Origin of the sequence: Sphingopyxis flava, assembly GCF_900168005.1 — a bacterium.
Taxonomy (GTDB): domain Bacteria; phylum Pseudomonadota; class Alphaproteobacteria; order Sphingomonadales; family Sphingomonadaceae; genus Sphingopyxis; species Sphingopyxis flava.
The window spans coordinates 1-13,919 of record NZ_FUYP01000047.1; the positions used below are offsets into that span (position 1 = coordinate 1).

12 protein-coding genes and 2 pseudogenes are annotated in these 13,919 nt (G+C 63.4%); 3 read left to right on the top strand and 11 right to left on the bottom strand.

What is annotated here, in order from left to right; translation table 11 throughout:
• Positions 1-68 precede the first annotated feature (68 nt).
• Both B5X69_RS21755 and B5X69_RS21760 read right to left on the bottom strand, forming a co-directional pair.
• Positions 69-434, bottom strand: a complete 366-nt coding sequence (locus B5X69_RS21755; RefSeq protein WP_217699164.1) for an IS110 family transposase — start codon at positions 432-434, stop codon at positions 69-71.
• Between the two features lie 3 nt (positions 435-437).
• Positions 438-623 (bottom strand): hypothetical protein, encoded by a 186-nt coding sequence (locus B5X69_RS21760; protein WP_217699165.1) that lies wholly within the window; start codon positions 621-623, stop codon positions 438-440.
• Between the two features lie 245 nt (positions 624-868).
• On the opposite strand from B5X69_RS21760, the pseudogene B5X69_RS19105 reads away from it, so the two are divergent.
• Positions 869-1,099 (top strand): annotated as a pseudogene (locus tag B5X69_RS19105) (transposase); the annotation flags it as partial.
• 360 nt (positions 1,100-1,459) lie between these two features.
• Here B5X69_RS19105 and B5X69_RS19110 read toward each other — a convergent pair.
• From B5X69_RS19110 to cysD, 8 genes are all read right to left on the bottom strand, one after another.
• Positions 1,460-1,882, bottom strand: coding sequence for a GlcG/HbpS family heme-binding protein (locus B5X69_RS19110; protein ID WP_079640136.1), 423 nt, complete (start codon positions 1,880-1,882; stop codon positions 1,460-1,462).
• Positions 1,879-3,183, bottom strand: a complete 1,305-nt coding sequence (gene glcF, locus B5X69_RS19115) for a glycolate oxidase subunit GlcF (protein WP_079640137.1) — start codon at positions 3,181-3,183, stop codon at positions 1,879-1,881. The genes B5X69_RS19110 and glcF overlap by 4 nt, the downstream gene beginning before the upstream one ends.
• Positions 3,167-4,297, bottom strand: a complete 1,131-nt coding sequence (locus B5X69_RS19120; RefSeq protein ID WP_079640138.1) for an FAD-binding protein — start codon at positions 4,295-4,297, stop codon at positions 3,167-3,169. The genes glcF and B5X69_RS19120 overlap by 17 nt, the downstream gene beginning before the upstream one ends.
• Entirely contained in the window at positions 4,297-5,790 is a 1,494-nt protein-coding gene (locus tag B5X69_RS19125) for an FAD-linked oxidase C-terminal domain-containing protein (protein ID WP_079640139.1), read from the bottom strand. The genes B5X69_RS19120 and B5X69_RS19125 overlap by 1 nt, the downstream gene beginning before the upstream one ends.
• Before the next feature lie 340 nt (positions 5,791-6,130).
• Positions 6,131-6,847 (bottom strand): 2-oxo acid dehydrogenase subunit E2, encoded by a 717-nt coding sequence (locus tag B5X69_RS19130; protein ID WP_079640140.1) that lies wholly within the window; start codon positions 6,845-6,847, stop codon positions 6,131-6,133.
• Between the two features lie 66 nt (positions 6,848-6,913).
• Positions 6,914-7,651 (bottom strand): 3'(2'),5'-bisphosphate nucleotidase CysQ, encoded by a 738-nt coding sequence (locus B5X69_RS19135; RefSeq protein ID WP_139375888.1) that lies wholly within the window; start codon positions 7,649-7,651, stop codon positions 6,914-6,916.
• Positions 7,652-7,668: 17 nt separating this feature from the next.
• Positions 7,669-9,594 (bottom strand): sulfate adenylyltransferase subunit CysN, encoded by a 1,926-nt coding sequence (cysN, locus tag B5X69_RS19140; protein ID WP_079640142.1) that lies wholly within the window; start codon positions 9,592-9,594, stop codon positions 7,669-7,671.
• Complete coding sequence (cysD, locus tag B5X69_RS19145) at positions 9,594-10,511, bottom strand: sulfate adenylyltransferase subunit CysD (RefSeq protein WP_139375886.1); 918 nt, start codon at positions 10,509-10,511, stop codon at positions 9,594-9,596. The genes cysN and cysD overlap by 1 nt, the downstream gene beginning before the upstream one ends.
• 98 nt (positions 10,512-10,609) lie before the next feature.
• Here cysD and B5X69_RS19150 point away from each other — a divergent pair, with 98 nt between their 5' ends.
• Both B5X69_RS19150 and B5X69_RS19155 read left to right on the top strand, forming a co-directional pair.
• Positions 10,610-11,689, top strand: coding sequence for a helix-turn-helix transcriptional regulator (locus tag B5X69_RS19150; protein ID WP_139375887.1), 1,080 nt, complete (start codon positions 10,610-10,612; stop codon positions 11,687-11,689).
• Between the two features lie 533 nt (positions 11,690-12,222).
• Positions 12,223-12,735, top strand: coding sequence for a flavin reductase family protein (locus B5X69_RS19155; RefSeq protein ID WP_079640145.1), 513 nt, complete (start codon positions 12,223-12,225; stop codon positions 12,733-12,735).
• A 17-nt stretch (positions 12,736-12,752) separates the two neighbouring features.
• On the opposite strand, the pseudogene B5X69_RS19160 reads toward B5X69_RS19155, so the two are convergent.
• Positions 12,753-13,832, bottom strand: a pseudogene (locus B5X69_RS19160) (NAD(P)/FAD-dependent oxidoreductase); the annotation flags it as partial.
• Positions 13,833-13,919: the final 87 nt, after the last annotated feature.

Consider the following 13,919-nt stretch of genomic DNA (forward strand, 5'->3'; position numbering starts at 1 on the left):
CGGCTCTGAGCCGTGCGCGGCATCAGATCGGAATCCCGCGCGGGATCAGATCGGAATGATGCGCGTGATCATGTCGGTATCCCTGCGCGGGATCGACGGAATCCGCAGACGGGCTGGCGCAGAAGCCAGGCACGGCCAACGCCGCTGAACAGATCGGCGTGCGGACAGCGCGGGATCAGATGAGCATGAAGGATGGAATGCACCTCGTTCTTGATCCGCGTGCGGTGCCGGACAATTTGGAATCGTCGGGCAGCAAGCCGGCGCATCCGCTCAGTCGCTGCATCCGGCGTCCATATCTCGGGCAAATATCCCGCCGCACGGAGGCTGGCCAGAGTGCCCGCGTCGATCTTGTCGGTCTTCACATGCGCCTGGGCGATCGCCTTCACCTGGAGCGGGTTGGCGATGACCACCCGCGCCACGAACGGCGTCAGCACCCGCTACACCGCCATGCAGTTGCCGGTCGCCTCGATCACGACCTCGTCGGTGGATCGCAGCCCTTTCCCGAACCCCTCCAGCGCTGTCCGGGTCATGTCGACCCGGCCCGCATGTCTCAATATCCCCCCATCCCAAATCACCACCTCGCCAAAGGTCCGGTGGATATCAATGCCAATGACGCGTCGCATAAGCGCCTCCTGTCAGCCAAAGTGACGGGAGCGGCGGGCGACACGACAACTACGGATCCGCGCTCGCAGCGCAACCGGGTGAGTCGCAGAGGCGGCCAGCTACTAACTCGAGCTCTCAGCTCATCGTGTACATCGGCCTGCCCGCACTTTCGTGCTCCCGGTGCCTCTGTCCCGGATGGTCGCACCATACACCACGACCCGTGAGTCGAAGCAGAAACTTCGGCACCGACATCCTCATACCGGTTACCAATCCGCTCGAGCGGCTCAACAAGGAGGTCAAGCGCCGCGCCGACGTCGTCGGCATCTTCCCGAACGAAGACAGCATCATCCGCCTCGTCGGGGCTGTGCTGATGGAGCAGAACGACGAGTGGCAACTCCAGCATCGCTACATGCAGATCGAAGGCATGGCCGAGCTCAACCAACCCATGATCGAGGAGGAAAATCAGCCCCTACACATCACCGCCAAAGCCGCCTGACGATGGCCCACGGCCACAGCCGAAATTACACCAACTTGACGGACGCGACCGCAATTCACAAGATCTGCGGGAAGCACGGTCTCCCTAACCCACCGCTCGGCTGGTGGGCCAAGCATGCCGCCAGCTACAAAGTGAAGCGCATCCCGCGTCCGAAGGCCAAAGTTGGGGTCGCCACAACCGTCGTCCTCACGCTTCGGGATGAAAAGTTTCGGCGGGAGCGAACGAAACGCGTTTCTTCGATACGAAGACCGGCTTCTTGATCGATGGTGTCGCTACAGGAGGAACCGGATTGCTAACAGGCTATCCTGGCGCGCAAAGCACCAGTTTGCTGGTTTCATCAGCCCCGGCGACCCATCCTACTCAGTCCTTCAGCCCCGCGGCCTTGATTCCGGCGAGCGCTGCGGTTTCGTCGTTGTCGCTAGTGTCGCCGGTGACGCCGACGGCGCCGATGATGGTGCCGGATGCGTCGCGGATTAGCACGCCGCCTGCCGCGGGGATGAGGCCGCCGGGGGCGAGGCCTGCGGCGGCGGCGATGAAGGCGGGGCGTTCCTCGGCGATCTGGGCGATCTTGCGCGAGGGCACGCCCATCGCCAGCGCGCCAGAGGCCTTGGCCGTGGCGATCTGGGGCCGCATGTTCGAGGAGGCATCCTCGCGCGCGAGGGCGACCGCGTGGCCGCCCGCGTCGAGCACGACAACGGTGAGCGGGGCAAGGTTCATCGCGCGACCTTCCTTCAGCGCGGCGGTGACGATGGCCTGGGCCTGGTCGAGGGTGATCGCGGTCATGCTGTGGTCCTTTGCTTGAGTCGTTTGGGCATCGGCCCGCCGGTCGCCCAGTCGAGCAGTTCGACGGTGTGAACGATGGGCGTGCCGGTGAAGCGGTCTATCTGGGTGGCGCAGCCGACGTTGCCGGTGGCGATGACGTCGGCGTCGAGGCGGGCGATGGTGTCGGCCTTGCGGCGGCCCAGCGTCTCGGCAATGTCGGGTTGCAGGATGTTGTAGGTGCCCGCCGAACCGCAGCACAGGTGCGCCTCTGCCGGAACGCAAACGTCGAAGCCCGCTTGCGCGAGGAGGCGCTTGGGCGCGTCGGTGACTTTCTGGCCATGCTGTAGCGAACAGGCCGGGTGGTAGGCAACGGCGAGACCCGTGCCGTTGGCGGCGGGCGGCAGGCCGATTCTCGCAAGATATTCCGTCACGTCCATCGCAAGCGCGCTGACTTGCTCGGCCTTGTCGGCATAGGCGGGATCGGCGCGCAACATGAAGCCATAGTCCTTGATCGTCGTGCCGCAGCCCGATGCGGTGACGATGATCGCGTCGAGGCCCTTGCCCTCCACCTCCGCCATCCAGGCATCGACGTTGCGTCGTGCGGCGGCCAGTGCGTCGTCCTCGCGCCCCATGTGGTGGACGAGCGCGCCGCAGCAGCCTTCGCCCGGCGCAAAAATTACATCGTGGCCGCACCGGTTGAGCAGGCGGATCGCAGCGGCGCGGAACTCTGGCCGCAGCACCGGTTCGGCACAGCCCTGCAACAGCGCGACACGGCCCTTCGGCGCGGGCAGCGCGGTCGACTGCGCGGGCACTTCGACGGGGGTATGCCGCGGTGCCATCGACAGCATCGCAGCCAGCGGCTGCAGCCCCGGCGCGCCGCGCAAAAGGCCGATCAGCGGCTTGGCCAGCGGCGCAAAGGTCAGCGCCAGCCGGAACCGCCCCGGATAGGGCAGCACCGCCGCCAGCAACCGCCGGATCAGCCGCTGCGCCAGCGGGCGGCGGTGATGCTCCTCTATGTACGCGCGCGCGTGATCGACGAGGTGCATGTAGTTCACGCCCGAGGGGCAGGTCGTCATGCACGACAGGCAGGACAGGCAGCGGTCGACGTGCTTCACCACCTCGTCGCTGGGGGTCTGCTCGTTCTCCAGCATCTCCTTCATCAGGTAGATGCGCCCGCGCGGGCTATCGAGCTCGTCACCCAAGAGGACATAAGTGGGGCAGGTCGCGGTGCAGAAGCCACAGTGCACGCACTTGCGGATCACCGCTTCCGATGCCTGCATTGCCGGATCGGCCAGCGCCTCGGGCTTAAAGCTGGTCTGCATCGGCCACCTCTTCAAATCGATTGGTCGCGAAGACCCCCTGCGGATCGAAGGCACGGCGAACGCGATCCTCGAGCATTGCCGCGCCGGTCGCACGCGGATGCATGGCAGGAATGCGGGCGCGCATCTCTTCGGGCGCCGCCACCAGCGCCGCCTCGCCGCCAAGCGCGGCAGCCTCGGCGCGCACCAGATCGTCGGTGCGGTCGACGGCAATCCAGACGAGCCCGCCGCCCCAGTCCATCGCCCAGTTCGCGCCAACGGCCTCAAGCCTGCGGACCAGCCCGGCCGCGTGGCGCGGCGGCAGGTGGATCTTCCAGCGCACCGACCCGTGCAAATCGCCGCCGGTCATCGCCCGCCACCACAGCGGTGCCGCATCGTCCGCTGTCAGGCGATCGACTGGGCAGTGGGCAGCCAGAAGGCCTGGCAAGGCAAGGCAGCGCGCCTCCACCGACGGAACGAACCCGGCCACGCGCAACAGGATTTCGCCGCCCTGCAGTTGCGCCGCGGCCGATACGTCGGCATTGCTGCCCAGCGCGCAAGCCATCGCCGCGTGCGCCGCTTCGACGGACAGGCCGCGCGCGACCAGCGTTACCGTCTCGCGCGGGCGCGGCAGGACCTTCAGCGTCAGTTCCGTCATCGCGGCCAGCCGGCCCCATGACCCGGCCATAATCTTGGGCAGGTCGTAGCCGGTCACGTTCTTCACCACCTTCGCCCCGGCGACGAACGCGGTCCCGCTCCCCGAAACGGCCTTCAGCCCGAGCAGATGATCGCGCGCCGACCCGGCTGTCACCCGCCGCGATCCCGCCACCCCGGCGGCCACGGTGCCGCCGATCGTCGCGCCTTCGCCGCCCCACGGCTCGAACGCCAGCATCTGACCCTCGCCCTCCACCAATGCCTGCACTTCGGCGAGCGGCGTGCCGGGCCGGACGGTCAGCACCAGCTCTGCCGGGTCGTAATCGATCACCCCCGCCAGTGCCCGTAGCGATACCTGTTCCGCCTCGCGCGGCGCGCCGAAGCCTGCCCGAGTAGCCCCGCCGCACAGTTCCAGGTTCTTGCCCCCAACAGCAGCATCGGTAATTATTTCGCGCAGGTCGCTTTCGTCTCTCGGCTCCAGCATCAGAACCTCGGCAGTTCGGGGTGAGGCACGACGCCGTGGTGGACATGCATCCGCCCCAACTCGGCGCAGCGGTGCAACACCGGAAACACCTTGCCTGGGTTCAGCAGCAGGTCGGGGTCAAACGCGCACTTAACGCGCTGTTGCTGTTTCAGGTCTTCCTCGCTGAACATCTCGGGCATCAGGTCGCGTTTCTCGATGCCCACGCCATGCTCGCCGGTCAGCACGCCGCCCACCTCGACGCAGAGCCGCAGGATGTCGTTGCCAAAGGCCTCGGCCTTGTCGAGCTCGCCCGGCACGTTGGCATCGTAAAGGATCAGCGGATGCAGGTTGCCGTCACCGGCGTGGAAGACGTTAGCCACGCCCAGCCCATATTGCCGCGACAGCTCTTCCATCCGGCGCAGCACTTCGGGCAGTCGGCGGCGCGGGATCGTGCCGTCCATGCAGTAATAGTCGGGCGAGATGCGGCCCACCGCCGGAAAGGCTGCCTTGCGTCCAGCCCAGAACGCGGCGCGTTCCGTCTCATCGCGCGAGATGCGGGTGGTTACCGCGCCGTTGGCATTGGCGATACGGGCAATTTCCTCGATCAGGTGGTCGCATTCCGCCGCGGGCCCATCGACCTCAACGATCAGTAAGGCGCCGACATCGAGCGGATATCCGACTTTCACGAACGCCTCCGCCGCATGGATCGCGGGGCGGTCCATCATCTCCATGCCCGCCGGGATGATACCCTCGGCAATGACTTGAGCGACGCACGCGCCCGCCCGTTCCGCATCGGGAAAACCGACGAGGACAGCGCGCGCGGTTTCGGGCTTGGGCAGGATGCGGACCGTCACTTCAGTCACCACGCCAAGCAAACCCTCGGACCCAACGACGACGCCCAGCAAGTCGAGCCCGACGGGATCGAGATGCCGTCCTCCCAACCTGACTATTTCTCCATTCATCAACACGAGTTCGACGCCGAGCACATTGTTGGTCGTGAGTCCGTATTTCAGGCAATGCACGCCGCCCGAGTTCTCCGCTACGTTGCCACCGATGGTGCAAGCGATCTGGCTGGACGGATCGGGCGCATAGTAGAAGCCCCGCCCCTCCACCGCTTGGGTGATGGCGAGGTTGGTCACGCCAGGCTGCACGACGGCGATCCGGTCTTCATAGTCAATATCGAGAACCCGCTTGAACTTGCCCATGCCCAGCAAAACGGCATCCGCCAGCGGCAGCGCTCCGCCCGAGAGCGATGTGCCCGAACCGCGCGGAACAACCTTCACCCCTTCCGCATGACACCAGCGCAAGACAGCGGAAACCTGCTCCACCGTCTCGGGCAGCACCACAAGCATCGGAGGCTGACGATAGGCGGTAAGGCCATCGGACTCCCAGGGCCGCAGCGCATCGGCATCGGTAATAACCCCTTCACCCGGCACGATCGCCCGAAGCGCTGCCGCGATCTCCTCCCGCCGCTCCAGCGTATCGGCATCAGGCAACGGCATCGCGATCGTCATGACACAGACTTTCTCAAATACAGGGTCGCGTGTGGCGAACCGAAACCGTTCTTGCGTCTCTCTCGCGCTGCATGGCGCGGCAGAGTCCTGGTCCACGCCTCACCTTCCCAATTTATGCCCGCCCCGGTCTGCGTGGAGGCGCGGAAATGGCCGGGGCCGCGCCGATGCCTTGCACCTAACCCCTGCCCGCGGCCTGGCAAGCGAACGGTTATTCCTATTATATTCATGATCGGCGAGCGAGGGTTAGCCTGCAACAGACTCTTGCCGTTCCGGTCGGCGCCAGCGCCTGTCCGATCCGCGCGACGCTGACGACGCTGCCCATGATCGCACGGAGCACGCACTAGATATCCTGCGGCCGCTCCAGGATCTGCGACAGGCGGCGCACGAAACGGGCGGCGTCGGCCCCGTTAATGACGCGGTGGTCGTAACTGAGCGAGACCGGCATCATCTTGCGCGGCAGGAACGCCGCGCCGTCCCAGACCGGCTTCACCACCGTCTGCGTGATGCCCAGGATCGCGACCTCGGGCTGGTTGACGATCGGAGTGAACCCGGTCCCGCCGATCCCGCCGAGCGACGAGATTGTCATCGAGCCGCCCTCCATCATGTCCATCGGCAGGCCCTTGTCCCGTGCCTGCACGCTCAGGTTGCGGATCTCGTCCGCCAGGTCGGCCACGGTCCGTGCCGCGACATCGCGCAGCACCGGGACGAGCAGCCCGGCGGGAGTGTCGACGGCAATGCCGACGTTGCGGCACGATTTCAGCAGCAGGGTCTTCTTGTCCTCGCCGAGCGAGGCGTTGAACTGCGGAAAATCGTCGAACGCGATGGCGAGCGCCTTGGCCACGAACGCCAGCGGCGTGACTTTCATGCCCGCCTCCGCCAGCGCCGCCCGATGCTCCTCGAGCGTAGTGACGTCGATATCGTCATTATGCGTAACGTGCGGCACCTCGGTCCAGCTTTGCGAAAGGCGCCGCGCAACCACCTGCTGAAAGCGCGACAGGGGCTTCGCCTCAACTTCGCCGAATTGGCTCAGATAACCCTGCAGAGTATTGTCGGTCATACGTGTTCCTTAAGGCACCGCTTTATAAACTAATTGGCGATTAGCCGCGCAGGCAGACGGGCCCGATCAGCCCGCCTGCGCCACCGCCAGACGGTCGAGCACTATGGCGGCGTGCTCTCTGCGGCAGATGAGCAGGTCCGGCATGTATGTGTCGGCCTGGTTGTAAACGAGATCGCTACCGTCGATCCGCGAGCAGTGAAGCCCGTGCGCACGCGCGACCGCAACGGGCGCGCAACTGTCCCATTCGTACTGACCGCCCGAATGAAGATAGATGTCGGCCTCGCCGCGCACCACGGCCATCGCCTTGGCTCCGGCGCTGCCCATCGGAACCAGCTCTGCGCCTATCGCCTCGGCCACGGCCAGCGCTTCTGCGGCCGGGCGTGTGCGGCTGACCACCATGCGCAGACGTTCCGGGGCCGCCGGAACCGCACCGGGCCGGTCGGTGCGCAGCACGATGCCAAGCCCGGGCAGGGCCACAGCCCCGACGCTTGCCACGCCGTCGATCGCTAGCGCCACGTGGACCGCCCAGTCGGTCCGTTCCTCGCCATATTCGCGCGTCCCATCGACCGGATCGACGATCCAGACCCGCGAATGATCGAGCCGTTCGTGGCTGTCCTTCTCCTCTTCGGAAAGAACCGCGTCGTCGGGCCGCTGCTCGCGCAGCGCGTGGACCAGGAACTGGTTGGCCGTGGCATCGCCCGCCTTGCCCAGTGCCTTGAGGCTGAGCATCCCGCTGGCGCGCACCGCCTGCAACAGTTCGCCTGCGGTTTGTGCCAGATGGGCTGCCAGTTCGGCATCGGTCATCGCCATCGTAGCCTCTCCTATTTCAGCGGCAGAAGCTTGCGAATGATAAGCTCGGCAGCTTCTTCTGGGCGTAAATCGGCAGCGTTGAGGTGGATTTCGGGCGATACAGGTTCTTCATAGGGACTGTCGATCCCGGTGAAGTTCTTGAGTTCGCCGCTACGCGCCTTCTTGTAAAGACCCTTCACATCGCGCGCCTCAGCCACTGCAAGCGGGGTATCGACGAAGATTTCGACGAACTCTCCCTCGGGCAGCATCTTGCGCACCATTTCCCGTTCGGCTCGGAACGGACTGATGAAGGCGGTGAGCACGATGAGACCGGCATCGGCCATCAGCTTGGCGACTTCGCCCACGCGACGGATGTTCTCGATCCGGTCGGCTTCGGTAAAGCCCAGATCCTTGTTGAGGCCGTGGCGCACATTGTCGCCGTCGAGCAGGAAGGTGTGACGGTTCATCACCGCCAGCTGTTTCTCGACCTCGTTCGCGATCGTCGACTTGCCTGCGCCCGAGAGGCCGGTGAACCACAAGACCTTGGGTGTCTGGTTCTTCATGAGCGCATGGTCGGCGCGAGTAATATCGGTCGGCTGCCAGTGCACGTTCTGGGCGCGGCGCAGGCTGAAGTTGATGATCCCTGCGGCAACCGTCGCGTTGCTCAGCTTGTCGATCAGGATGAACCCGCCCAGGCTGCGGCTCTCGTCATAGGTTTCGAACACGATCGGCTTGTCCGTCATGATCTCGGCCACGCCGATGGCGTTCAGCTCAAGCGTCTTGACCGCAAGGTGCGAACCGGGCCCGCCGGCGTCGTTGACATTGATTGCGTATTTAGGCTGCTGAACGGTGACCGAAACCATCTGTGTACCCAGCTTCAGCCAATAGGCACGGCCGACGTGCATCGCCTCGTCGTTGAGCCACACCAGTGTTGCCTCGAACTGGTCGGCGGCCTGAGGGGGATTGTCGGCCGCGGCGATCACGTTGCCGCGGGAACAGTCAATCTCGTCGGCAAAGCACAGCGTGACCGACTGGCCCGCCACTGCCTCGTCCAGATCGCCGTCCAGTGTCACGACGCGAGTGACCGTGCTGGTCTTGCCCGATGGCAGGACGCGAACCTCGTCCCCCGGCTTGACTGCGCCGGTCGCGATCAGGCCCGAAAATCCGCGGAAGTCGAGGTTCGGGCGATTGACCCACTGCACCGGCATGCGGAACGGCTTTTCAGCGTCGACCGAGGACAGCACCTCGACCGTTTCGAGATGCTCGACCAGCGTCGGACCGGTGTACCACGGCGTGTTTTCCGAACGCGTGGTGATGTTGTCGCCCTCGAAGCCCGAAATCGGCATCGCGGTGAAGCTCTCGATCCCGATGGACCGGGCGAACTCGGCATAGTCGGCGACGATCTCGTCATATTTCGCCTGGTCGTATCCGATCAGGTCCATCTTGTTGACCGCGAGGACCAGGTTCTTGATGCCGATCAGGTGACACAGGTACGAATGCCGCCGCGTCTGCACCAGCACGCCCTTGCGCGCGTCGATCAGGATCACGGCCAGGTCGGCGGTGCTCGCGCCGGTCACCATGTTGCGGGTGTACTGTTCGTGGCCCGGGCAGTCGGCAACGATGAACTTGCGCTTTTCGGTGTTGAAGAAGCGATAGGCGACGTCGATGGTGATGCCCTGTTCGCGTTCGGCGGCAAGGCCATCGACCAGCAGCGCAAAATCGATGTCCTGGCCCTGGGTTCCCACTTTCTTGCTGTCGGCCTGGAGCGCGTCAAGCTGATCCTCGAAGATCATCTTTGAATCGTACAGCAGGCGGCCGATCAGCGTCGACTTGCCGTCATCCACCGACCCGCAGGTGATGAATCGCAGTATGGTCTTGTGCTGGTGGGCATCGAGATAGGCGTCGATGTCCTCGGCAATAAGCGCGTCGGTCTTGTAGATCACGTCCTGTTCGCTCATCAGAAATACCCCTGCTGCTTTTTTACTTCCATGCCAGCCCCGCCCGCATCCTTGTCGATCGCGCGCCCCTGGCGCTCGCTGGTAGTGGTCAGCAGCGTTTCCTGGATGACCTCGGACAGAGTTGCGGCTTCGCTCTCGACTGCACCGGTCAGCGGGTAGCAACCGAGCGTGCGGAACCGGATCGAGCGGTCGACCGGCACTTCGCCCGGCTTGAGCGGGAAGCGCTCGTCGTCGACCATCAGCAGCATGCCGTCACGTTCCACTGTCGGTCGCTTGGCAGCGAAATAGAGCGGCACGATCGGAATGTCGTTGAGCTGAATGTATTGCCACACGTCGAGTTCGGTCCAGTTCGAGATCGGGAAGACGCGGATGCTCTCACCCTTCTTCTTGCGCGCGTTGTAGAGGTTCCACAGCTCGGGCCGCTGGTTCTTGGCGTCCCAGCCGTGGGTCGCGGACCGGAACGAGAAGATGCGCTCTTTCGCGCGGCTCTTCTCCTCGTCGCGCCGCGCACCGCCGAAGGCTGCGTCGAAACCGTATAGGTCGAGCGCCTGCTTCAGCCCCTCGGTCTTCCACATATCGGTGTGGAGCGGGCCATGGTCGAACGGGTTGATGCCCCGCTCTTTCGCCTCGGGATTTTGATAAACGAGCAGCTCCATGCCGCTTTCCTCGGCCATCTTGTCGCGTAGTTCGTACATCGCCTTGAACTTCCAGGTCGTGTCGACATGGAGCAACGGAAACGGCGGCGGGGAAGGATAGAAGGCTTTTCGCGCCAAGTGTAGCATCACCGCGCTGTCTTTTCCCACCGAATAGAGCATGACCGGCTTTTCCGCCTCGGCCACGACTTCGCGCATGATGTGGATCGCCTCTGATTCGAGACGCTGAATATGGGTTAGGCTGGCCCGGCTTTCGCTGCTCACAATGATCTCCCGAAACTCGTTCGCCTATTGTCAATCGCTCAAGTCGCGCTACGATGACACTCCCATTTGGGAGGTAGTGGCGCATGGCAAGCTCGATTGTGGAGCAGGACGATCTCGTTCTTGCACTTCTCGCGGACGTTCCCAACGCCTCACCGCTCGCCGCCTTCATGCAGCGATTATTGACCAAAACGCAGGCACGCCGCGGACTTCTGCTGCTTTCATCCGCCAGCGAGACGCTCGGTGAGAATCCCGAAGTGCTTCAGTTTTCGTCGCCGCGCGCAAAAGACGATAGGCCGCTCGATATCAGTCTGCTGATGACTCTCGACCTGCACCCGTTCGGTTCGCTTCGTCCCGGCCGCGTCTACGCGGTCGATGAAATGCTGGACTACGATCGCCCCACCGTTCTTGCCCGACAGCGCGAAACACTTGCGGCGATGGGTATCCGCTATGGCCGCTGGCTGCGCATAGTGGCCGACGAGGGCACCGAAGCATGGATCCTGCTGACCCGCGAGTCCGAGGATTTCAGTTCTGCGGCGGTCGCAACGATCTCGTCGGTCGTCCCGTATCTTAGGGCGGCGCTCCGCCTCATATCGGCTTTCGGAGAAGAGCGTTTGCATCGCTTCATGGCGCAGTCAGCGCTGGAGCGACTAGGCATCGGTCAGCTGGTGTTCGATGAGAACGCCACGGTCCTCGCTGCCGATGCGGTTGCAGAAAGCGCCCTGACGCTTGTGCAAGGGCGCGGCGGCCAGCGTCTGCAATTGTCACCTTCCGTAGACGAGGCTCTGGTCCGCACCTGCCAGGAGCTGGCGATACTATGCGATCCTCACGCGCAACCGGTATGCCTTCCCCTTGGCGAAGACCTGGCATTGCTGCTTGGGCCTCCTCCTTCAGAAGCGCCTACGCGCGCGGCTGCCCTTGCCACTCTCCGCCTCGCCCGCCGCGAAGAGGAGGCGAGCGGCGCCCGGTGCCTGCGTGCGCTTCACCAGCTTTCCCCCAACGAGGCTGCGCTGGCTGAAAAGCTGAGCCGGGGGATGACTATCGCCGAAGCCGGCCGCGACCTGCAACTGACCGAAGAAACCGCCCGCAACTATTCGAAGCGGATCTATGCCCGCGCCGGGGCACGTGGCCATGCCGATCTGGTGCGCATTGTTCTCGGCGGCCTGGCCCCGCTGGCCTGAAACTCCTATGTGGTCGGCCCCGCCGCCGTTATACCGGCGAGTGCGCATAATTCTTCGTGTACGCCAGTGTCACGGGTCGCACCAACGGCTCCACTCAAGTCTCCATCGTCATTCATGACGAGCACATCGCCTGCGGCAGTAAAGAAGTACGAACGCATGTTGGATGAGATGTTCTCGCGCGCCAGCTCACCGAGCGAGTCGCGCGGCACGGCGGTGAAACATAGTGTCGGCAATTGCGGTGCAGTTACCCGATTGGAGACTTGCAGTGCCACACGATGGCAGTGCGTTGCCATAGCCAAAGACGGGAGGTGCTCCAGCTGATTGCCTCGCCGGATGCGGGGTATCAGAAGCCTGATGGGCGCCGGAAAGCTTCCATTTTCGGTTCTCAGCTCGGCGGCTCACCGTTAGGTGCTGTAACGGCTTGACACACATCTCGAAACCGGAATGTGGATCAGCCGCAAGTCGTCGTTGGCCGATCGAGGATCCCTATTTGGGGCAATCGTGCCGAGGAGAATGAGTAAAGCGAAAGATTGATGGATACCTCTTTCATCTCTACCCCTGACCTGCTTGGAGAAGCATTCAAGCAGGGAATGCGACGGCTGGCATCAACCGTCACGATAATTGCGCTGCGTGGCGGCAAGGATGCTCAGCCCATGGGCATGACCGTTACTGCCGTCACATCCCTGTCGGTCGAGCCATTCTCGCTACTGGTCTGCATCAACCGCAGTTCGCGTATGCACGAGCTGCTATCAATCGGGACCGCATTCTGCGTGAACTTGCTGTCTGAAGGTCATGATGACCTCTCTTTCGCCTTCGGTGGACAGCTTCCGCAGGAAGAACGTTTCGCCTTGGGTGAGTGGGAGCTGGAAGAGGTGCCATACCTGAAGGATGCCCAGGTCAATTTTGCCTGTACGGTTGACGCCATGTTTGAATACGGCACTCACAGCATTGTCGTAGGTCGGATCGACGCAATCAGGATGCCTGGCGAATTCGCCCCGCTGGTTTTTGGCGACGGACGATTTCTTCCGACCAAGGGTGGAGCCTGACAGTGTCTACCCTTTGACTAACCAGCCAGTTCCTTGAGCGGTATCGCCACATCGCAAAGGAGATCCGGGGCAACCACAACGGCGCCCTCGATCAGCTTCCGGCCCTGAACATAGTCCTTGACCTGGTTCACGCTATCGATGGCGATCACACGGCCTTCCTTGAGATAGATGACCGAGAACGCGCGCATCTTGGGGTCGCCGCGCACCAGCGCCAGATCGTGCCCTGCGGACAAGCCCACAGTCTGCAATTTAAGGTCATATTGATTTGACCAGAACCAGGGAATCGCCTTGTATGGCGATGGGTTGCCGCAAATAGCCTTCGCCGCAACCGCGGCCATGTCATTGGCGTTTTGCACCGATTCAAGTCGGATCACATCCCCGCCAGCAAAGTCATTTGCATGCGTCGCGCAGTCACCGATAGCGTAAATGTCAGGCACGGATGTCTGGCAAAACTCATTGACTTCCACACCATTGCCGCCCCTTGCGCCCGCAGCAATCAGAGGCTCAACGCAAGGCACAAGGCCGATCCCCACAATTGCGATGTCGGCGGGCAAAACAGTGCCATCACCCAATTTCACTCCGGTTACTCTGGAGTTTTCGCCAAGGAGGCAATCGACCGTGACACCGGTGCGCAGGTCAACTCCATGCGAGCGATGCTCACTTTCGTAGAATCGCGACAGGGTTTCGCCCGAAACGCGGGCCAGAACGCGCGGCAGCGCTTCCAGCAGCGTGACGTGAACCCCGAACTTGCTCAGAACTGCTGCCGCCTCAAGCCCGATGTATCCTCCGCCAATAACAACGGCTCGCTTCGCGCCGTGGTCCAGTTCCAGCATAAGCAGGTCGACATCGTCTTTCGTCCGCACCGAATATACGCCCGCGAAGTCAGATCCGTCACAGGCCAGCTTGCGCGCATCCCCACCGGCTGCCCAGATGAGCTTCCCATAGCCGACCTCGTCGCCATCGGCCAAAGTGACGGTGTGCGCTCCGGCATCGATTGCGACCACTTCGACGCCCAGACGCATGGCGATATCCTTGTCGACCCAAAACTTCTCCGGGCGGATACATATACGTTCCCAAGTGAAGCGGCCCCCAAAATGACCGGACAGTTCCTCACACTTATGTAAGAGTGAGGCCTATGACCGACAGTAATCCCAGGAGCTATGTGCATGCGGAGGTTCTCGGAG